Source organism: Phycisphaera sp. (assembly GCA_025916675.1).
GTDB lineage: Bacteria > Planctomycetota > Phycisphaerae > Phycisphaerales > UBA1924 > JAHCJI01.
On sequence record CP098402.1, the window covers coordinates 1,168,267 to 1,189,129 of the forward strand.

General features: G+C 68.8%; 16 protein-coding genes. 7 read left to right on the forward strand and 9 right to left on the reverse strand.

From position 1 onward, the window contains the following. Positions 1–101: 101 nt before the first annotated feature. From NCW75_05025 to NCW75_05040, 4 genes are read left to right on the forward strand one after another with little or no spacing between them, the layout of a single operon-like run. A complete protein-coding gene (locus NCW75_05025; GenBank protein UYV13646.1) occupies positions 102–1,181 on the forward strand; it encodes a hypothetical protein in 1,080 nt (359 codons plus the stop codon). Then, the gene (locus tag NCW75_05030) at positions 1,174–1,752 is read left to right on the forward strand and encodes a sigma-70 family RNA polymerase sigma factor (protein ID UYV13647.1); all 579 of its coding nucleotides are present in this window, start codon (positions 1,174–1,176) and stop codon (positions 1,750–1,752) included. The genes NCW75_05025 and NCW75_05030 overlap by 8 nt, the downstream gene beginning before the upstream one ends. Then, entirely contained in the window at positions 1,742–2,149 is a 408-nt protein-coding gene (locus NCW75_05035) for a hypothetical protein (GenBank protein ID UYV13648.1), read from the forward strand. The genes NCW75_05030 and NCW75_05035 overlap by 11 nt, the downstream gene beginning before the upstream one ends. Positions 2,150–2,183: 34 nt before the next feature. Beyond that, entirely contained in the window at positions 2,184–5,111 is a 2,928-nt protein-coding gene (locus NCW75_05040; GenBank protein UYV13649.1) for a hypothetical protein, read from the forward strand. Positions 5,112–5,114: 3 nt separating this feature from the next. Here NCW75_05040 and NCW75_05045 read toward each other — a convergent pair whose 3' ends face one another. Beyond that, complete coding sequence (locus NCW75_05045; protein ID UYV13650.1) at positions 5,115–5,897, reverse strand: class I SAM-dependent methyltransferase; 783 nt, start codon at positions 5,895–5,897, stop codon at positions 5,115–5,117. A gap of 42 nt (positions 5,898–5,939) precedes the next feature. Between NCW75_05045 and NCW75_05050 the strand changes: the two genes are divergently transcribed. Further along, complete coding sequence (locus tag NCW75_05050; protein UYV13651.1) at positions 5,940–6,905, forward strand: hypothetical protein; 966 nt, start codon at positions 5,940–5,942, stop codon at positions 6,903–6,905. Between the two features lie 30 nt (positions 6,906–6,935). Here NCW75_05050 and NCW75_05055 read toward each other — a convergent pair whose 3' ends face one another. Further along, positions 6,936–8,255 (reverse strand): VCBS repeat-containing protein, encoded by a 1,320-nt coding sequence (locus NCW75_05055; GenBank protein ID UYV13652.1) that lies wholly within the window; start codon positions 8,253–8,255, stop codon positions 6,936–6,938. Positions 8,256–8,819: 564 nt separating this feature from the next. On the opposite strand from NCW75_05055, the gene NCW75_05060 reads away from it, so the two are divergent. Continuing rightward, complete coding sequence (locus NCW75_05060; protein UYV13653.1) at positions 8,820–9,530, forward strand: hypothetical protein; 711 nt, start codon at positions 8,820–8,822, stop codon at positions 9,528–9,530. 33 nt (positions 9,531–9,563) lie between these two features. On the opposite strand, the gene NCW75_05065 is transcribed toward NCW75_05060, so the two are convergent. After that, positions 9,564–11,573 carry a M48 family metallopeptidase gene (locus NCW75_05065; protein UYV13654.1) on the reverse strand — a complete coding sequence of 670 codons (2,010 nt, stop codon included), beginning with the start codon at positions 11,571–11,573 and terminating at the stop codon, positions 9,564–9,566. 6 nt (positions 11,574–11,579) lie between these two features. Further along, positions 11,580–12,191, reverse strand: coding sequence for a LemA family protein (locus tag NCW75_05070; GenBank protein UYV13655.1), 612 nt, complete (start codon positions 12,189–12,191; stop codon positions 11,580–11,582). 120 nt (positions 12,192–12,311) lie between these two features. On the opposite strand from NCW75_05070, the gene NCW75_05075 reads away from it, so the two are divergent. Further along, a complete protein-coding gene (locus NCW75_05075; GenBank protein ID UYV13656.1) occupies positions 12,312–12,980 on the forward strand; it encodes a nitroreductase family protein in 669 nt (222 codons plus the stop codon). A gap of 6 nt (positions 12,981–12,986) precedes the next feature. On the opposite strand, the gene NCW75_05080 is transcribed toward NCW75_05075, so the two are convergent. From NCW75_05080 to NCW75_05100, 5 genes are read right to left on the reverse strand one after another with little or no spacing between them, the layout of a single operon-like run. Beyond that, the gene (locus NCW75_05080) at positions 12,987–14,795 is read right to left on the reverse strand and encodes an ABC transporter permease subunit (protein UYV13657.1); all 1,809 of its coding nucleotides are present in this window, start codon (positions 14,793–14,795) and stop codon (positions 12,987–12,989) included. Beyond that, complete coding sequence (locus NCW75_05085; protein ID UYV13658.1) at positions 14,792–15,724, reverse strand: ABC transporter ATP-binding protein; 933 nt, start codon at positions 15,722–15,724, stop codon at positions 14,792–14,794. The genes NCW75_05080 and NCW75_05085 overlap by 4 nt, the downstream gene beginning before the upstream one ends. Continuing rightward, a complete protein-coding gene (locus NCW75_05090) occupies positions 15,721–17,838 on the reverse strand; it encodes a hypothetical protein (protein ID UYV13659.1) in 2,118 nt (705 codons plus the stop codon). Before NCW75_05090 ends, NCW75_05085 begins: the two co-directional genes overlap by 4 nt. Then, positions 17,835–19,937 carry a VWA domain-containing protein gene (locus NCW75_05095; protein UYV13660.1) on the reverse strand — a complete coding sequence of 701 codons (2,103 nt, stop codon included), beginning with the start codon at positions 19,935–19,937 and terminating at the stop codon, positions 17,835–17,837. Before NCW75_05095 ends, NCW75_05090 begins: the two co-directional genes overlap by 4 nt. Continuing rightward, the gene (locus tag NCW75_05100; protein ID UYV13661.1) at positions 19,934–20,863 is read right to left on the reverse strand and encodes a DUF58 domain-containing protein; all 930 of its coding nucleotides are present in this window, start codon (positions 20,861–20,863) and stop codon (positions 19,934–19,936) included. Before NCW75_05100 ends, NCW75_05095 begins: the two co-directional genes overlap by 4 nt.

Below are 20,863 nucleotides of genomic sequence, written 5' to 3' on the forward strand. Positions count from 1 at the left end.
GAGTCGAGGTTAGGCCCGGACGGTGCGGCCTTGGGCGGTGTCGAGTGGTATAGAGAACCGGGGCTTGCTACGACGGCCCCCCAATGGCAAAGGAGCCAGCGATGCGTACTCGAATGACACTCATGCTCGCCGCGTGTGGGCTGGCGCTGGGGCCCGTGGCCCAGGCGATGCCCCTTGGCGATGGAATGGCCCAGACGGCCCAGGTGGGTCGGGCGACCGATCGGAACGCCGCGCTGGAGTATTGGCGGCTGATCCATACCGCCAGCGGCCACTCTGAGGTGATCGATCGGGCCAAGGGGGCGGTAAACCTGCAAATGCACCCGCGGCCGGACTCTGGCGAGGTGGCGGTTGACTCGCCGGCGACGCTGGAGCCCGGTGGTGCACTGGCGTTGGAACTGGTCGAGTTGGCCGGGTATCTGGATGATGCCGAGCGGGCGACGCGGACGCCGGTGTGCGATTTTCAGATTCGGTACGAGGACGGCTATGCGATGCTGATCTCGCACCTTGGGCCGATGCGGGGTATTGCGTTCCTGATGGTGGCCGACGCGCGGCGGTTGGCGCTGGCGGGCGATGAGGCCGGCGCGGCCGAGCGCCTGGCGTCGACGATCCGCCTGTCTCGTCACGTCGTGGGGGACCGGACGCTCATCAACTCGCTGGTGAGCGTGGCGATCATGTGGATCGTGATCGAGGAGTCCGAGTGGCTTCTTGATCGTGCGGGGGATCCGGCTGCGATTCGCCGGGTCATTGGTGAGGCGCTCGAGCGGTTCCCGCTTGATGATCCGTACAACGTCGAGGGCGCTTTGCGTATCGAGCAGGACATGGCCGCTTCGCTCGCGCGGCAGTTCCATGGCCCGAACGCGGGGCGGGACTTTCTGGCAGCGATGGACTTCTCGTTCTCGGGAGAAGACAACACGCACGCCAACGAGGTTCGCGCGATGGATGGGGCCGCGTTCAAGCGGGCGACGGAGCGGGTCGTGGACGTCTTCGACCTGGTGCTGGAGGCCTGGCGTGAGGATGATCCGCAGGCGGCGCTCCACGAGATCGAGCGGGCGTGTGTCGAGGGGCAACACGGGCCGCTGACGAGTCTGATCGTTCCCTCCCTGAGCAACGCCCAGAACCGAGACGCGGAGGCTCGTGCGAAGCTGCGGGCGTTCAGGGATCACGTGGACGGTGATGGCTGACACCGCGAACAGCGAGGAAGCGAGCAGCGCCCGGATCGTGGAAGATCGGGCGTTGCTCGCCGCGTTCCATCGCGGGGACGACGCGGCCGCCCGGGAGTTGTGGGCGCGTCACGCCGGAGCGCTCCGCGCGTATGCCGGATCGTTGGTTGGGGATGCGGCCGCGGACGACGTGGTGCAGGCGGTGTTTCTCGGGGCGTTGAGGGTGAAGCGGTCGCAGATCAGGGGTGTTCGTGATCCTGCGGCCTGGTTGTGTACGCTGACGCGGAACGCCGCATTGAACTCGCGGCGCGCCGCGGGGAGGGCCACGGCACGAGATCGGGATGCGCGGGTCAGGGAGCCAGATCCCGATCGGAGCCGCGATGACCTGAGCGCGCTGCTGGAACGCATGCCCGCACGGCTGCGCGAGGCGGTGGTGTTGCGGCATGCCTATGGCTTCACGCTGGAGAGGCTCGCCGAGGCGCTGGGTGTGTCGAGGTCGGTCGCGGCGGATCGGTACGCCCGCGGCATCGCTCTGGCACGCGAATCGAACGAATCTCCGGTACGCTCAGGAGGACACCAGCATGTTGGATGACGATCGCATGTTCAAGGAACTGGCGACAACCGAGTCTGGCCCTATGCCCGGGTCGGTCGGTGACGCTGTCGCTCGGAGGCGGATGGTGGTTCGGGTCCGCCGGGGGGGTGCCATTGCGGGTTGTATCGCGCTCTTCGGGTTGATCGTGGCGTTGTGGGGGCCTCCGGCGTCCGCACCGCACACCCAGCCGGGGCCGGTGGTGGACAACTCTGCCAATAGCGAGCCCGCCACGGGCGTGCGGTTCGCGAGTGGCTCGGTTCTGGCGCTGCGGATGTCCGGATTGGATGAGGCGTGGCCCGCTGTGCCGGCGAGCCCTCGTCGTGTTCATCGGGACGATTCGACCATGTACCGCCTCCGCGAGCGCGAATTGACGGGGCTCTCGCTGCCCGCTTCATGAAGCGACCCCCGGCCGTGGACCGATAGTGCTTGGGATGTCCCTGTTCGTCCTTCGATCGTGGTTTCAGGCTTTGGCACTCTCACTGCTGTGTGTGAGTTCTGCCGCGGGCCAGATCCCCGAGGAGGCCGCCGACCAATCGCAGCAGGTCATCCGTCCTGCCTCCATCGGCCGTGTGGTCCGCCACTTCGACTTCGAGGAGCGGGGGTTCAACTCGCTGGACATCCCGCTGTATTGGATCCGTGCCCAGCACGATCCCGAGGTCCGTGAGCGGCCGGGATTCCCGATCTCCAACCTCGGACGGCTCGACTACACCTCCCAGGCCTCGAGCGGGTTCGGCAGTGTGCGGCTCGACACCGCCGGCGGGAGTACGAGCCTGAGGCTTGATCCTGGCGTCGTGCCGGTGTTCCCCTCTGTGCAGTACGCCGTTGGTGCGATGGTCCGCGTCGATGGGCTCGAACACGCCCACCCGCGATTGATCGCGAGGCTGCTGGACGAGGCGGGCCAGCCGATCGCCGGGACCGAAACTTCGCAAGTCATCTGGCCCACATCGGGTGGATGGGATCCCGGCTATGTGCCTGTGTTGTTGAAGCTCCCTCCTGCGCCCTCGGCGGCGGTGTCGGTGCAGATCGATCTCGAGTTGGCCCAACCACGACAACGTGGCGGCGGCGCGGATGCGTACAAGCTCTGGCAAGAGGACTACGCCGGATCGGTTTGGTTTGATGATGTCGTGGTCGTGCAATTACCAACCGCCTCGCTTGCGAGCGTGCGAGAGAGCAATACCTTTGTCGCGGGCGAGCGGCCCGAACTCCTGGCAGCCGTCCGAGACCTCTCGGGCGACCACGTCGTGATCGACCTGTTCGTGCGTGACATCGATGGTGTCGTCGTGGCGCACCGGAGCGAGCAATTCGAGATGGGCCATCGCGAGTATCGCTGGCAGCCAGAGCTTCCCGCTCTGGGCTGGTACGAAGCCGAACTCGTGGTCCGCGTCGGTAAGACACCCATGCTGCGGCTGAGCGAGCGTTTCGTGTGGCTGCCCGATGTTGCGCGGGTGGCGAACGCCGTTGGCTCGACCAGTGACGGTGCCGTGCCCGATCGGGTGTCCCTGGCGATGCTCGCCGATCGCCGGCGGCTCGGCCTGGTCTTCCCGGACTCACCCGGCGAAGGTATGCCCGCTGTCGCCGGTGAGATCCTCGAGCGCAGCGGTTCACGCTCGCTGATGGCAACCGTCGAGATTCCTGCCGAACCAGCGGGGCTGGCCAATCCTGCGAATCAGGCCTGGTCTGGACTGGCGCGACAGATTACCGCGATGCGGACGCGGCTCGGCGTTGAAACGACCATCGTGCTCGAAGCCGGTGATGAGTCGGGCGACCAGGGCCACACCAGTGGGGGCGATCGGGCGTTCATGGCCCTCGAGGACGCGCAACTGTGGGACGATTTCCTGGTGGGTCTGATCGATAGGCTCGCCGTGGGCGTGGACCGTTGGCATATTGGGCCGCTTGGCAACGATGCACTCGCGGCATCTCCCGGTACTGTTGCGCGCTTGGATGCCATTTCGACGCGCCTCGCCCGCTTGGCGCCTGAGCCCACCGTTGGCATTCCGTGGTGGGGGAGGTTCGATCCCGCTGGTGCCACGCTGCCGGCTGTTGATTCGGATAACGGCCGCCGATGGGCCGTCACGGTTGGTGCACCGCCGGATGCCGATGCCGGATGGGTTGGCGAGGTCTCCGATCGCTTGCAAGGCATGATCGGATCGAACAAGACCGCCGAGGGCGTGATCGTGCTTGGTCCGCTGGCGCCCACATTGCACAGCCGGCGAGGCTCCGTGGCACGCCTTGCGGAGCAGATGCTCGCGTTTTGGGATGCTCTGCCCGCGATCCCAAAGACATCCGGTGCCGAGGTGCCGGCAGCACCCATGCGCCTTGGACTGGCCGGGGCGTTCGAGTGGGAACCGAGCACCGGTCGGGTCGAGATGGACGCGCGCCTGGCCGCATGGCGTGGCATCGGCGACCGCTTGGTGGGGCTGAGGCGGATTTACGGCTTCGACAACGCCGACGGCATCGAGGCGAGCGTTTATGAGCCCGCGGTTGACCGCGTTGATGGGAGCGGCGGGCTGCTCGTGCTGCGGCCGTCTGCAACAAGGAGCGTCGATCATTTCGAGCTCTATCTGGGTGAACTGCCCGTACGAGTGTACGACGTCTTTGGGAACATGACCGTGATCAACGCCACGGAGGTTCCCGAGCCGCACACACCCACCCCCCGGCTGGTCCATCGGATCCCACTGGGCGATATGCCGGTGTTTGTCGAGGGGATTGATACCGACCTGCTGATGTTCATCGCCTCGCTGCGTCTCGAGCCCGCCTTGCTGCCCGCGATCGATGTCGATCACGAGGCGGCGCTTGTCATGTATAACCCGTGGCCCGGGGTTACCTCGGTCCGCGCCCGGATCGTGTCGCCGGGCGGGTTTGGAGGTCTCCCCGTCAGCGAGCGTTCCTGGGAGATCTCTCCCCGCCTGACCGACCTGTTGCTCGAAGGCGGGCAGGAACGCCGCGCGCCCGTCAACATCCGATTCCGACGCAGCGAACCCGCGGGCCGGAAGAGCCTTGGGCTCGAACTGGACATCCGCGGCGAGAACTCCGCCCGGCGTGTGCGTGTCGACGTGCCGTTCCGCATCGGGCTGGACTACCTTGATGTCACGGCGTCGGCCCGGCGGACCGGTGACGGCGTGCTCGTGCTCGCCGAGATACGGAATCTGGGCCAGCGTCCGGTCACCCTCGAAGCTACGGCTATTGCACCGGGCGTGGGCCGGCAGCGGGCGGTGATTGCCCAGCTCGCGCCGGGTTCGACCGCCCGGCGTGAGTTGCTGTTGCGCGGCGTGTACTCGGCCGATGCGGGGCGCATCCTGTTGGCGGTCGAAGATGTCGATGTCGGCGCCAGGCTGAATTATCAGGTTGATGCTCCCTGATCGCTACCGCTCGCGCCGTAGAACCCAGAGCGCATAGCCTGGCGACGCCGGTTCGATGTCACGCCCTTGCTCGTTGACGCACCCCCACACCGAGAGGGGAGATCGCGTGAGCACGGTTTCCCATTGCGATCGGTCATAGCTGCGCAGGCCATACGCCGAGGGGATGACTTGCGTGCCGCTCGGGCGGGTGACGGCGAGCACGTTGTGGACCTGCTCCGTGCGGTCGCGGCCACCGTGGGCGGGGGTGTACTGGACGACCTGGTTCACCTTCAGGGACCCGCGCGAGCCCTGCCAGGTGTCCTCGCTTGGTTGCTCGAAGCCATAGACGCTCAGGCTGAGGCCGATGACATAGACGCCGCCCGGACGCAGCGCGTCGTGGACGCGCTGCATGTGCGCGAGAAGGTCGGCGTCGTTCTCGAGGTGGCGGATCGTGTTGATCGGGTTGAAGACCAGATCGAATCTCCAGCCGGGAGCGAGGCTCGCGGCATCGAACGTGCGCATGTCGGCCACGCCCAGGCGGTACATACCGGGATCCGCGGCGTCCATACGCGATCGTGCGTAGTCGATCATGGCCGGGGATAGGTCGAACGCCGCGACGCGAACGCCCTGGGCCACCGCCGCGCGCACGTACCTGCCACTGCCGCAGGCGGGCTCGAGCCAGGGGCCGGTCGGGTCGAGCCCGAGCCGATCGCTGAGGTGTCGCAGGCCGCGGATCTCGTCGGCGGTGCCTTTGCCGTGCAGCACGTCGTAGAGCATGGGCTCGTCGTAGAATCCCTCGGCGATCACCGGCGAGGCTAGGTCGCCGGTTCGCAAGAGGAGACCGTGAGCATGAATCGGACTTGGATTGGGCGTGCGTTCGTCTTGGCACTGGTCGCCGTTGTGGGCTTGGGGGCGGCGGCTGCGAACCCCGAGACCAACGAACCGCTGCGGGTGTTCGAGGCCGCCGGCCGGCGGGTGGTCATCGATGCCAGCACACGGACGATGAGCTTCGACGGCGCCAGCCTGGCCGAGGCGAGCAGCGTAACCGACGCGACCGTGATGGAGAACTACCTGTTCGTCGCGCGGCGGGGCGGCGAGGTGCTGGTGTACGAGCTGCCGGATCCCGAGACCGACGGCGTGCCCGCGCTGGTCCAGAGGCTCGAGGGTTTGGGGCGGGACGCGCGATCGATCGCGGCGGCGGCCGATGTCGGGCGGGTGCTCCTGCTCTCGGCGGGCACGACCGAGATCTTCGGCATCCGCATCCACGATCGCGACGTGATCGACGGGGGCGAGGTCGATGATCCCGCGTACGTGGACCACGCGCGGTTCCTCGACTTCATTCGCGACGAGGACGGCAACGCCGACGAGCCCCGGGCCATGGCCGTCGGCCCCCGGACGCTCGCGCTGGCGACCGACAAGGAGGTGCTCGAGCTGGTCTATCCCGATCGCAGCTACAACGTTGTCACGCGCGCCCCGCTGCCCGAGGGGGTGGCACGGATCGACGCCATCGCGTACACGGGATCGCACTGGGTCTTCACCGGCCTGAGCGACACGGCCGACCCGGTGCTGATGGCGGCCGCCGGGGTCGCCGGGCCCTGGAGCGATCTTGGCGTGCTGGTGGTCGACCAGGCGCTCAAGGGCAAGGACGGCCCGATCGCGTGGCTGCCCGGCGGGTTCACCGTGGAGGATGGCCGGGTCCACCTGGCGATCCGGGGCGAGCGGGGGGCGGTCGCGTCGTGGCCCGCGTCGTTGCTGGAACTGACCAATGCGGCGGTCGAGGTGCGGTGGCTTGGTGGTGCGGGGGACGGAGGCTGAGGGCGGTCGCGGGAGCGTCCGGCCGCGCCCTCAGCACCCGAGGTCGAACGCGTTCTGGAACGCCAGGAAGTCGAGAAGCGTGAAGTCGCCGTCACCGTCGAAGTCGGCGATGGGGTCCATCGCGTCGAAGAGGTTCTGGAAGGCGAGGAAGTCGAAGAGGGTCAGCGCGCCGTCGCCGTCGAGGTCGGCGGGGCATGGAGCGCACCGGTTCAGCAGCACGCTGGCGTCGTCGCTGCCGTTGTTCGCCACGACCAGGTCCAAAGCCCGATCGCTGTTGAGATCGGCGATCGCCACGGCCGCCGGGCTCTGGCCGGCATCGAACGCCTCCCCGGGCTCGAACGTCCCGTCGCCGCGACCTAGCAGCACGGCCACGCTCTCGCCCAGGTTTGCCACGGCGATGTCGAGTGCGCCGTCGCCATCAAGGTCGCCGACTGCCACTGCGAATGGGCCCTCACCGGCCTCGAAGCGCTGCTGGGGCTGATAGGTTCCATCGCCCATGCCCAGCAGCACGCTCACGTCGCGGGTGTTCAGGTTCGCGACGGCCAGGTCGGGCGTTCCGTCGCCGTCGAGGTCGCCCAGCGCCACGCTCCGGGGCTGCGTGCCCGCGTCGAAGCGCCGCTGGGGCTCGAAGCTCCCGTCGCTACGGCCGAGCAGCACGCTGGCGTCGTCGGTGCCGCTGTTTGCGACGGCGACGTCGAGTGCGCCGTCGCCGTCGAGGTCGCCCAGCGCGATGGCCGTGGGGAACCAGCCCGCGCCGAACGCATGCTGGGGCCCGAACGTTCCGTCGCCGCGGCCGAGCAATACGCCGACGCTGAAGCCCGCGAGATTCGCCACGGCGATGTCCAGATCGCCGTCGCCGTTGAGGTCGCCCAGCGCCACGCCCACGGGCTGCTCGCCCGCGTCGAACCGCTGCTGTGGCCCGAACGTCCCGTCACCGCGGCCGAGCAGCACGCTGATGTTGTCGTCGACCTCGTTGGACACGGCGATGTCCAACGCTCCGTCGCCGTTGAGATCGCCCAGCGCAGCGCTCGTGGGGCGGTCGCCCACCTGGAATCGTTGCTGGGGTTCGAAGCTCCCGTCGCCGCGTCCGAGCATCACGCTGACGTCGTCGCCGCCGATGTTGACCACGACCAGGTCGGCCGCGCCATCGCCGTTCACGTCGCCGAGAGCGACGTTGGCCGGGGACGCGCCCGCGGCGGAGCGCTGCTCGGCGCCGAACAGCGTGGCGGGGTCGCAGGTCTGGGCGTGGGCGTGGCTGGCCAGCGTGGCGAGGGCCCCGATGAGCAGCACGAGGGCGGCGCGATCCGGGCCGATGGCGGTGCTGGCTGGGCGGATGGATGGCTCGGGCATGGCGCGGCTCCTTATGAAGGCAGCATACCAGAAACCGTCCGGCCATGCAAGCCGATGTCGTGGGCGAGCGGGTGGGATGGCGGGGCGGTGGCTTGATTCGGTCGCGTCCGCGCGGTGCCGGGCCGCGTGCCCGCGTGATGCGGCGGCCCGGCCATCGCGCCCGGCCGCCTCCCCGGGCCACGCCGCGGCGTCCGCGGAGAGCCCGGCCGCCCGATCGGGCCGCGTGAGCGCGTGCCCGGAGGGCCTGGGGGCATGATCGGGGCGTCCGATGGCCTGCCCGGACGATCTGGGAGCGTGCCCGGATGACCTGGGCACGCTCGTTATCCGGACCCAGGGCCGCTCATGTGCCGCCACGGGGGTTTCTGGGGCTCTTGCGGCGGTGTCGGGCGGTGTGGCGGGGTGGGCGCGGGTCCGGCGCGTGCGGAAAGGGGGCGCGATGGGGTGGAGTCGGGCCGTGGTCGTGCCGACGTTGGGGGTGCGCACCCGCGTGGCTTGGGCCCGCGGACGCGACGCCGGCGCGCGTGCGGCGGCGGCCCGCACATGGATTCCGAGGAAGGCACGACCATGGCCGCGAAGAAGGCAACCGTCCCCAGCGGCGACCGCGCGTCGCTGGCGTTCACCGAGGCACGGGCGCAGGTGTGGAGCGACAACGCCGCGCTCTTGGGCATCGGCGATGCGCGGGCGGCCGAGCTGATCGCCAGCAGCGACGCGGCCGCCGTCGCGCTCCGGGCGCGCATTGCCGCGGCCGAGGCGGCCGAGGCCGCGACGATCGCGTGGCACGCCGCGGCGGCGAGGAACCGCGCGCTGGCACAGGAGCTGGTGCGCACGATCCGCTACACCGCGACGAGCGGCGCGGATCCCGACGCGGTCTATGCCGCCGCCCGCATCGACCCGCCCAGCGGCCGGCGCGAGCTGCCCGAGCCGGGGGTGCCCGAGGATCTCGATCTCACATTGGATTCGCAGGGCCGGGCCGTGCTGAGGTTTGAGGGCTGCCGCCACGGCGGCACGGTGTGGGCCATCCAGCGCCGGACGACGAGCGTGGACGGCCACCAGAGCGACTGGGAGAACGTCGCGACGGTGATCCGCCGGGAGTTCGTCGACGGGACCACGCCCGCGGGCGTGGGGAGCGTGGGCTACCGCGTGCGGGCGCAGCGGCACAGCGGCGTGAGCGCGTACTCGGCGCCGGCGACGCTGCCGATGGGCGTGCGCTCGGTGCGCAACGAAACCGCCGGCGCGATCGCGCCGGCGGAAAGCGTCGGGAAGCGCGCGGGATAGGGTGAGAGACGCGTTGAGCGCGAGCCGGCGGCGTTAGACCAGCTTCTGACCGGGCAGCAGCGGCGGCATGGGCACGCCGAGCAGGTCGGCGAAGGCGCGGAGCAGGTCGGCCTCGCTTGGGGTGACGGCGTGGTCGTGGGCGACGACGACGGCGGCGGCTTCGAGGAGCCTGGCCTTCATGCGCGGGGCGACGGCGCGGAGTTCTTCGAGGGCGGCGTCGAGCTTCTCCGGGGTGCGCTCCGCGGCGGTGGGGAGCGAGAGGTCGGGGGCCATGCCCGAGCCGCGTTGGAGGATCGCAGCGCCGGCGTCGAAGGCCTTCTGGGCCACGCCGGGCTCGTCGGAGTCGGATCGCGCGATCGCGCCGAGCATCACTGAGACCTGCGGGCCGAGTTGCCCGAGCGCGTAGTACTTGACGCTTGTGGGCCGGGCGTTGTTGAAGCGTTCGTCGAGGTGGGTTTCGACGATGCGCAGCAGGGCCCACTCGGTGGGCGTGAGCTCGTTGTCGGCCATGGCGAGCGTGTGGATGACGGCGCGGAAGGTGGTGTGCTGGGTCTCACTGAGGCGCGAGAGGGAGCCGAGGCACAGGTCGATGAGCGGCAGGCGGAGGTCGCCATCGAGCGGGGCCACGTCCTTGGCGAGCGAGCGGACGAGGGCGGCCACGCCGGTGTCGCTCTGGGCGTCGAGGATATCCAGTTGCGTCCGCAGGCTGGCGTCGTCGCCGTCCCAGTGCATGAGCAGGGCGTAGACGACGGCGCGGCACCCGTACGGGTCGCGGGCGGCGTCCTTGAGGGCACGGGGCATGCGGTCGAGCAGCGTGCGGGCGTGGCCGGCGTGCTCAAGGCCGGCGGTGCCGATGAGGGCGAGCAGGGGCAGGGCCGCGGCGGCGCCCGTTGGTGCGCCGCCGTGGGGGGCCATGCGCTCTTGCATGATGTCTTCGAGCTGCTGGCGGGGGCCGGGTTTTTTCTTTGTGGCGGTGTCCTGCGGCAGCGGCTTGGGGGGCTTTGGCGTGAGGAACGTGCCGTCCCAGGTGGGCAAAACGGCGCGGATGCGCTTCTTGAGGGGCGGGTGGCTGGCCAGCGAAGCACCCAGGAAGCTGCTGGCGCCCACGGCGTTGCCGAAGAACAGGTGGCTCATCTCGCGCGAGTGGGCGTTCATGATGGCGGCCCGCTTGGGCGCACCGCCGATGCGGCGCAGGGCGCCCGCGATGCCCTCGGGGTTGCGCGTGAACTGCACGGCGCTGGCGTCGGCCAGGAACTCGCGCTGGCGGCTGACGGCGGCCTGGATCATGCGGGCGAACAGGGACCCGATGCCGCCGATGACGATGAGCCCCACGCCCAGGACGAGGATGACGACGACGCCCTTGTTGTCCTTGCTGCGCGCCATCGAGCGGTAGTACGTCGCTCGCATGAGCGTGTAGCCGGCCAGGCTGAGCAGCACGATGCCGCCGAGGATGCCCACCAGGCGGATGTTCAGGCGCATGTCGCCGTTGAGGATGTGGCTGAACTCGTGGGCCATGACGCCCTGGAACTCGTCGCGCGTGAGCCCGTGCACGCAGCCACGGGTGACGCCGATGACGGCGTCGCCCGGGGAATAGCCGGCCGCGAAGGCGTTGATGCCTGTCTCCTGCTCGAGCATGAAGACCGGCGGCACGGGCACGCCGCTGGCGATGGACATCTCCTCGACGACGTTGAGGACCATGCGCTCGTCGGCGTCGGTGGTGGATTGGTCGATGGGCCGCCCACCGAGCGCAAGCGCGACGCTCATGCCGCCGCCGCGGAGCTCGCTGATGCGGTAGGCGGTGCCGCCGGCGATGAGCAGGGCCGCGCCGGCCGCGCCGCCGCCGGCGAAGAGGGCCAGCATCGCCGGGTCGGGGCCGCGGCTGGCCTCGCTCTGGTGCGTGATGAGCGCGATGAGGACGGCCAGCCCCGCGACCGCCGCGCAGGTAAGCACGACGGCGAGGGTGTACAAGACGACCAGCAGGGTCGTGTGCTTGCGCGCACGGTCCTGGCGGCCGAAGAAGTCGGTGGTCTGGAGGTCGGCCATGCTGACTTAGCTAAAGGCGACCTTGGGGGCGTCCTGGATCTCGGCGGAGTCTTCGAATTCGAGCAGGCTGGCGTCCTGGCCGTGGCCGAAGAGCGGGGCGACGGCGACGGCGGGGAAGTTCTTCTTGGCGATGTTGTAGCGGGTGACGGCGTCGTTGAAGGCCTGGCGGGCGAAGGCGACCTTGTTCTCGGTGGTCGTGATCTCCTCCTGGAGGTTCATCATCTGGTCGTTGGCCTTCAGGTCGGGGTAGGCCTCCATGACGGCCATGAGCCGGCCCATCGCGCCGGTCAGGGCGCCCTCGGTGGCGCCCAGGTTCTGCATGGCGGCGGGGTCGCCCGGGTTGCTGGCGGCGTTGCTGAGCCCGCTGACGGCTTGATTTCTGGCGGCGATGACGGCCTCGAGGGTCTCGCGTTCGTGGCTCATGTAGCCCTTGGCGACCTCGACGAGGTTGGGGATGAGATCGTGGCGGCGCTTGAGCTGGACCTCGATCTGGGCGAAGGCGTTCTTGAACTGCTCCTTGAGCTGGACCAGCTTGTTGTAGATACCAATGAGCCAGGCGATGCCGCCCAGGCCCACGAACGCGACGATGCCCACAACAATCAGAATAATCCACAACATGGACGCTCTACCCCTCTTTCGGATGCTCGTTTCCGGGCCGTTTGGCCCCTCACAGCATTATTCGGGAATCATCCTATGGGCTTGCAGGGGCTGGGGGCGTTGGCATGGGAACAATGGCCCATGAGCCACGCCACACCCGTTCCCGAGGGCTTCGTGCCGCTGCGACCGTTCGAGCCCGAGGGCACCGCGCTCGAGGCGGCCAGCCGTTTCTATGGGGTCATGGACCGCCGCCGGACGGTGCGGATGTTCAGCGATCGCGCCGTGCCGCGGGAGGTGATCGAGCAGTGCGTCCTCGCGGCGGGCACTTCGCCGAGCGGCGCACACAAGCAGCCGTGGCGCTTCGTGGTGGTGGGCGAGGCCGGGCTCAAGAGCAAGATCCGCGAGGCGGCCGAGGAGGAGGAGCGGGAGTTCTACGGCCGCCGTGCGCCCGAGCAGTGGCTCGAGGACCTGCGGCCGTTCGGCACCGACGACAGCAAGCCGTTCCTCGAGATCGCGCCGTGGCTGATCGTGGTTTTCAAGATGATGAAGACCGACGACGGCGGGCAGGTGTACTACACCAATGAGTCGGTCGGCATCGCCACGGGCTTTTTGCTGGCGGCGCTCCACAATGCTGGTCTGGCAACGCTGACGCACACGCCCAGCCCGATGGGGTTCCTCAAGGAGGTTCTTGGTCGGCCCGACCACGAGCGGCCGTTCCTGCTGATTCCGGTGGGCTATCCGGCTGAGGACGCGGTGGTGCCGAAGCTCGAACGCAAGGGGCTGGACGAGATCAGCGCTTGGCACGAGTGACGCGGGTCAGCTTGGCCGGCCGTTCCAGCGATTGAAACCGGCCGCGGCGATGGCCAGGGCGAGGCCGCCGATGGCGGCCATGCCGCCCGAGCAGAGCAGGACCATGCCGGTGAAACGGAGCGGGCGGACGGTGTCGTCGCTATTGAGCATCTCGTAGCGCAAGAAGTAGCTGAATCGCTCCCATTCCGCGGTGGCCGTGATCGCGGCTTCTTGGAGCATCACGAACGGGTTGGAGACCATGACGACCATGCTGAGCCAATCGCTGCGTTCGTTGTAATAGTTGTAGTACGAGTACTCGGAGTAGAACTGCGCGATGATCGGGAATGCCAGGAAGAGGATCAGCGGGTAGCCCATGTTGAGTACGGATGCCGTTACGCCGCGGCGGCAGACGAGCCCCAGGCACACGCCCGTGCTGGCGAGCATGAACACGAGTGCGCCGATGAGCAGTGCCCCGTGCAGGGCGCCGATGGGGTGGAACCAGCCCGCGGCCATGACGATGGCCAGGTGGAAGCCGACGATCGCCGGCAGCAACCAGAGCCGACGCATCGAGCCCAGCGTCTTGCCCAGAACGATCTGCCACGGCCTGACCGGCGTGGTGAGCAGCACGCTCCAACTCCCTGCGTCTCGCTCGGCGGTGATGGCCGCGGGCGTGGAGAGGGCGGCCTGGGCGGTGAGGCCCAGGGCGGCGATGAACAACATAGTGGCGGTGATGCCGGGATGGTCCAGGCCCGCGGTGGCGTAGAGCAAGAGGAGGATGGCGATGCCCAGGGCGAAGGCCATGACGGTCCGCTTGCCGCCGCCGATGGCGTTCTGGCGGAGCTCGCGCCAGAGCACGGGGCGGTCGCCGATCTTGCGGGCGTCGCGGGGCGGGCCCTCCTGCTCGACCTTCGGGGCCTCGACGCCCGGGGCCACCAGGCGTGTGAAGACCGTGTTGGAAGCCGTGCCGGCGGCCTCTCGCTTGAGTACGCCGCGGAGAATAAATACCGAGAACAGCACGACGCCGATGCTGGCGAGGGTGAGGTAGCCCACCGACGAGAGCCAGTACTGCCGCACGTCGGCGACCGTCGGGCTCCCGACGTCCTCGGGGGCGAGCACGACCACCATCGCGGCGGGCGCGATGCACTTGAAGAAGAAGTTGTCCGGATCGGGATCCGTGCTCAATTCGGTGGCCATCATGCCAAGCCAGGGCAGGAAGGCGAGCACGGCCGTCGAGCACAACGCGAAGAACACGACCGACGGCGTGCGTCGGTGCCAGATGCTGAACATGAGCGCGAGCGATGCGCCGAGCATGCCGAGTGCGAGGCTCAGGGCGGTCGAGGCGAAGATGGCCTCGGCTTCGACGCCGCCGAAGACACGCAAGGCGAGCAGCAGGGGCATGGGCACCAGCGCGAGGATGCCCAATTGCACCGTTCGCGCGCCGAGCTTGCCGAGGATGATGTCGCGGCTGGTGAGCGGGGTGGCCAGCAGCGTGGCGAGTGTGCGCTGGCGTTTCTCGTCGGAGATGGCACCGGCCGTCAGCACGGGCGCGATGAGCGCGAGCGCCACCATCTGCACGACCGCGACCGTTCTGAGGATGTACGGGGCGAGTTCTTCCAGGACGGTCGCCTGCCCGGCACCGGCCACGTACTCGGGGTTCCAGAGCGACAGGAACACGATGGTCACGATGCCGATGAGCAGGAGTGTGTAGCCGCTTCGGACCCAGTAGGGCATCCGGCGGCGTCCCAGGGCGCGGACCTCGCGCTGGAAGATCGATCCGAAGAACGTGCGCCGCAACGCCCTGGGGAATCGTGTGATCTTCGAGATCGCCGCGATCACTGCACGCTGCCCTTGGTCAGACGCATGAACGCGTCTTCGAGCCTTGCCTCTTCTGGGCGCATCGCCCCGATGTGGGCCCCGGCGGCCACGAGCTTCTCGATGATGAAGTGCCGGGAGTGGACCTCTGGCCCGAGGTCGATGGTGATGGAGGGTCCATTCGTGGTGACGCGCAGCACCCGGCCATCGTTCTCGATCGCCGCGGCCGCGGCTTCGGCGGGCACGCCACCCTCGATCGTGATCGTGACGCGGTCGCCAAGGGCGGCCTTGCGGTAAGCGTCGTCGAGGCTGCCCGAGAACAGCAGCTTGCCCTTCTCGATGATGCCGATGGTGTTGCACAGTTCGGCCAGTTCGGTCAGGATGTGGCTGGAGATCATGATCGACTTGCCCATGCGGCCGAGTTCGGCCAGCAGGGTGCGCATCTCGATGCGCGCGCGCGGGTCGAGACCGCTGGCCGGCTCGTCGAGCAGCAGGACCTTGGGATCATGGATCAGCACGCGGGCGACGCCGAGCCGCTGGGTCATGCCGCGGCTGAGCCCATCGACGGGGCTGCGGCGTTTGTCGGTCAGGTCGGTCAGGTCGAGCACGCCGTCGACCACGGTCTTGCGCTCTTTGCGGGGGATCTCGAAGGCCGAGGCGAAGAACTGGAGGTACTCGTCGACGGTGAGGTCCTCGTAGACGCCCAGGAAGTCGGGCATGTAGCCGATGAGGCGGCGGATGGTGGCGCCCTCGGTGCGCACGTCGTGGCCGTCGACGGTGGCCTTGCCCGAGTCGGCCTTCATGAGGCAGGCGAGGATCTTCATCGTGGTGCTCTTGCCAGCGCCGTTGGGGCCGATGAAGCCGAAGACCTCGCCGGGCCCGATGTCGAGCGAGAGTTCGTCGAGCGCGAGCAGCTTGCCGTAGCGTTTGGTCAGGCTTCGTGCCTCGATCATGGCGTGCCTCCGATGGGCGTTGTGCTCCCCGCGATCTCGACCGGTACCGCCAGGCGGCAGACCCACATGGTGCTGAAGGTCTCGCCGACATCGCTGCCCACCAGCGGCTGCTCGTCGCTCCACGAGAGGCAGACCACGGCCCAGCGTTCGGTGTCGCTCAACGCTTCGAGCGCCGGACCGCGTGCGTCGGGGCCAGGCAGGCGGAACATGAGGGCCGGTGGCGGCTCGAGCGCGCTCCCAGACTCTGAGTACATGTACTCGTACGGATTCTCGGTGATGGCTCGCAGATCGAAGTGGCGAGGGGCGTGGAGCGTGAGGTCGCGGAGGGTGGCATCGAATACCAGTGTTTGTCCCTGGCGGTGTGGTGACGCGCCGGGGAGCACGTGCAGCCACTGCCCGCTGGTGCGGACGGCCGCGAGGTCTACCTTGTCTGCCATCGGGCCGCCCAATCGGAGTGTGTAGCGGTCACCATCGAGTTCGAGGCGGGCGCCAACGAGCGGCGTTGCCGCCCCATGCTGCTGGAACGTGCGCACGGTCCAGAGGCGCGCCGTGGTCGGGCCGGGCTTCATGACGCTTCCCGTTTGGGCCATCACGAGCGAGCCCACGCCCGACCCCTGCCAGGGGTGGACGATCGGCGAGAGCCACGAGTCTTCGTCGAGGTCGTCCAGCCCGATGGTGGCTGAGCGGTTCATGAAGATGCCGTCGACCGAAGCCTGCCAGGCCCGCGCCGGGCCGTCGGCCGGCCGCCACGTGTCGATCACGCGCACGCTGCTCACGCTGGTCGGCCCCGAGCGCACGCGTGCGGGCAGGATCCACGCCCCGATTGTGGCCAGGATGATCCACGCCAGCGCGGCCAGCCACCAGCGTTGCAAAGCACGTAGGCGTTTGAGGACGATGCGATCGATCGGGCCGAGGGCGATGGCCAGGCCAACCATCATGGCGAAGATAGCCATGAACGCGCCCAGGCCGACGGACGGCGCACGTGAAACCCAATTGAGCGCGTTGATCGTGGAGATCGTGCCGAGCGAGAGCTCATCACGAAGGAGCGATTGGCGGCCTTGTTCGAGTTGCTCCTGGATCACGACCGCGAGCGAGCCATGCCAGGCCATCTCGGTCGAAGCGACCAGTTCGGCGTCGGCAAGATCATCGGGATCGAAGCCCATGACCATCAGCCATCCGAGGCCAACGGGCCCCTGGGCGGCGAGCCCTTCGGATTGTGGTACCAGGCTCCACCCGAGAGGCAGGGATGAGTCATCGAACGAGCCTGACGCGATCTCGCCCGGGCCGCCGAGAGCACGCGGGAGATCGGTGCGTCGGCCGGGCCGGATCGTGAGCCCCGATGGCACGTGCTCGCCCAGGATGGCGCGCAGCGTTTGGTTGTCGGCATTGACGACCACGACGCGGCCGCCGGAGATCAGGACTTCGCGCAGTGCGCGGACGCCCTCGGGTTCGAGCCGGTATGCGAGCTGGCCGTCGATGACGACCGCGGCGAGGCCCTGGTAGGCAATGGGTGTGGTCGGGAGCCAGGGCGGGCCGCCGACCCGCTGCGGCGTTGCCGACGCGACCTTGGCGACGGCGAGGCGATTGCGGAGCAGTTCTTCATCGTGGCCAAAGAAGCTGCGTTGGTAGTTGTCGTTGCCGAAGGCCAGCCGCAGCGAGGGCGAGCCGATGCCCAGGATGATGGGCATGCGTGTCGGGGGCGCCAGATTGATGGACTGCGCGCCGGCGACCGCACCGTACGCGGTGGATGCCAGCCGGCCCCCGTCTCGCCGCGACAACTCGACGGTGATGCTCGCGATTGATGGCGGCACCCAGATCGTGGTCGAGACGATCGTCTCCTTGCCGGGCGTGGTGTCGACGGGCACGACCGTGGTGATGCCATCGCTGTTTGGCGTCTTGATGGCGATGCGTGCGATGGCCTCGGCCGCCTCGTCCATCGGGCTGACGACGATGCGGACCGGAGCCCATCGCCCGCTTGGTAGATTCCCGCCGAACCCCAGGTCGAGCAAGACCGTGGTGGGGGCGTCGTCGCCGGAGCCTTGGGCCGGGGCGTGCCGCAACGGGCCGAACCCCAGCACGATGGCGAACGCCCATGCGACCAGCACGCGGGTCAAACCTGCACCTTGCGGTTGTACACGTACCACTCGAGCGTGATGATCGCCAGGCACACCAAGATCAGCCAAGGCCACAGCGGTTGCGGTGCTTGCAAGCTGCCGGCCTCGGTTCCGGCCGCGCCAACGCGCTCGGCTCGGATCACGAGTTCGCGTTGCGGGGTGATGTCCGACGCCCGGCTGTCGGCCAGGTTGACGGCGAACTGGCGGATGCTGCGGTTGCCGTCCCTTGTGTCGCTCGGGCCGGGCACGCCGCTCCACGACAAAGCGTACAAACCTATCTCGTTCAGGGGGCCAGCGACGGCCTGGCCCGAGTTATCGACGGGCACGGTGAGCGGATCGCCTTGCGGGGGTGTGAGTTTGGCCGAGTCGACACCAACGGGCAGGGTCTCACCGCGGGACACACCGGGGCGGCTTGCCTGGCGGGCGTCGCCCGGGCCGCCGTCGGTCACGTGGCGCACCGACTGGCCCAGGAACACGATGAAGCTGGGTTCGAGCCACCAGTTGCTCTCGTCGAGGTCCCACGGCACGACGACCGCGCGGGTGCGTGCAGAGGTGAGCGAGACGATCGCCGGCCCGGTGCCCGTCGAGGCGATGACGGTGGCCGTGCCGTCTTCGCTGGTTTCTACTGTGCGGCTGGCGGAGAGGCGGACCGCCGAGAGGGCCAGCCCGCGCAGCGTCGGGTGGTCGCGCCGCCAGTCGACGATCTCGGTTGGCGGGCCTACGCCCTTGTCGATGAGCGATGACGGGCCAGTGGGGACGGCGTCGAACACCAGCCAACTGCCGGGGGGCAGGCCGAGTTCGCTGCCTTCTGGCGCGTCGGGCAGCCAGCCGTCGAGGACGACGACGTCGAACAGCGAGAACGGGTCGTCGATGTCCTGGAACGTGTCGGGCGTGAAGACCTCGACGCGCTCGACGGGGAGTGCGGAGAGCGCCTCGCTGAGCACGAGGCTGCCGTAGGTGACCAGGGCGAGGCGGAGGCGTTTGGCACCGGGCAGCACGACCCACGCGCGGTCGTCGCGGTCGAACAGGTCGGGGGTGCCGCCGGTCGCGGCGTCGAGGATGCGAGCCTCGATGACCGCCGAGCCCGGGCGGCGGACCTGGAACTCCACGCCGCTGGTGGTGGGGGTGACGAGTTCGACGGGCTCGCCGAACTCGTTGGAACGCTGCTCAATGGTGGCGGGTGGCAGCATGAGCCGGCGTGCGGCCACGGTGTTGCCGTCGATGAGCAACTCGACGGCCACGCCGGTCTGCTCGCGCTCGGTCGATTGCAGGCCGACGAGCACCGAGACCTCTTCGGGCTCGCGGAGCTGGCGGCGGGCGTCGAGGGCGGTGATGCCGACGTTGCCGGTCTCGGTTTGGCCGAGGGACACGAACTCGATCTCGTCGCCCGCGTGCAGGTCGACGGCGTCGCCGCCCTCGGTGCGGCCGTCGCTGTAGATGTGGATGGTGCCGACGGCTCCGGGCAGCGGCTCGGCGGCTTCGCCTTCTGCTTCGGCGGGTGGGGCCTGCAGCGGGGCTTGGGCGCGCACGAGGCGGAGCGGTTCGTCGAGGCGGCTGGGCGCGTCGGTGGGCTCGATCGACTCGATCGCCTCACGCAGCAGCCGCTTGTCGCTGGTGAAGGGCTGGAGCATCTCGGCCGTGCTGTCGAACGTCACGACCATCGCGCGGTCGGCCTCGGACACGCCGAAGACGCCGGGCTCGCGGAGGGTGTCGACGAAGGCGAGGGCGCGGCGTTTGGCCTCGTCGAGGCGGCTGACGGGGTTGCCGTTCTCGTCGGTGCCGTCGAGGGCGCGCATGGATGCGCCACGGTCGATGACGATGGCGTGGCGGCCGCTGGTGGCGCGATCGCCTTCGATCTGCGGCTGGCCCAGTGCGAGCAGCACGGCGGCGATCGCGAGCAGTTGCAGCAGCAGCAGGATGTTCTTCCGCAGCCGCTGGAACGGGGCGTTGGCCTGCAGGTCCTGGACGGCCTTCTTCCATAGGAGTGTCGAGCTGATCTCGACGTCCTGCCGCCGGAGCTTGAGGAAGTAGAGCAGCAGCAGCGTCGGCACGGCGACGGCCGCGGCGATGCCGGCGATGGCGGGGGTGAGCCAGGTCAACGCAGCACCCCCCGCTTGCGCAGGTAGTCCATCAGCAGCGTGTCGATGGGCGTATCGCTGCGGACGGTCATGTGCGTGATCTCTCGGGCGGCGCAGAAGCCCTGGACCTCGCGCATGTAGGCCTCGACGACCTTCTTGTACCGCTTGAGCAATGGAGCCGAGATGGTGACCTCGGCGTGGTCACGGTCCTCGACGTCACGCAGGCGGAGGTCGCCACCGACGGTCGGGTCGAGCTCTTGGGGGCTCATGACCTGCAGCACGATCAGGTCGTAGCCACGGCCGGCGAGCAGGCGCAGGCCGTCCTGGTAGCCCTCCTTGATGAGCATGTCGCTGAGGACGACCATGACGCCCTTGCCGGTGCGCGAGAGGGCGATGCGCTTGCAGGCGTCGGTGAAGGGCAGGTCGCCGCCCGGCTCGAGGCTGCACATCCACCGGCCCATCTCATGGACACGACGCCGGCCTCTGAGATTGCGCACGCTGGTCAGCACGCCTGTTCCGTCCTCCGCTCGCGCGATGGCCGTCGCAGAAACGCGGTTGAGGTTCACCAGACCGATGTACCCCAGTGCCATCGCGGCACGCTGCATGAACGTAAATTTGTTCGGCGAGCCGCAGTCGGCGGATCCGCTGCAATCGAGAACAATGTGCAGCGAGAGGTCCTCCTCCTCCATGAACAGCTTGAGGAACAGGCGGTCGAGCCGGCCGTAGATGTTCCAGTCGACGTGGCGTAAATCGTCACCCGATACATATGGCCGGTGGTCGGCGAATTCGACGGATTCGCCCCGCTTCTTGCTGCGCCGCTCGCCCTGGACGCGGCCGCGGAAGATCTTGCGGCTCTGGAGGTCGACGCGCGAGAGCTGCGCAATGAGGTTGGCGTCGAGGAGGTCATCGACGGTCTGGGGGCGTTTTGGGGAGGCGTCTTTGAGCAT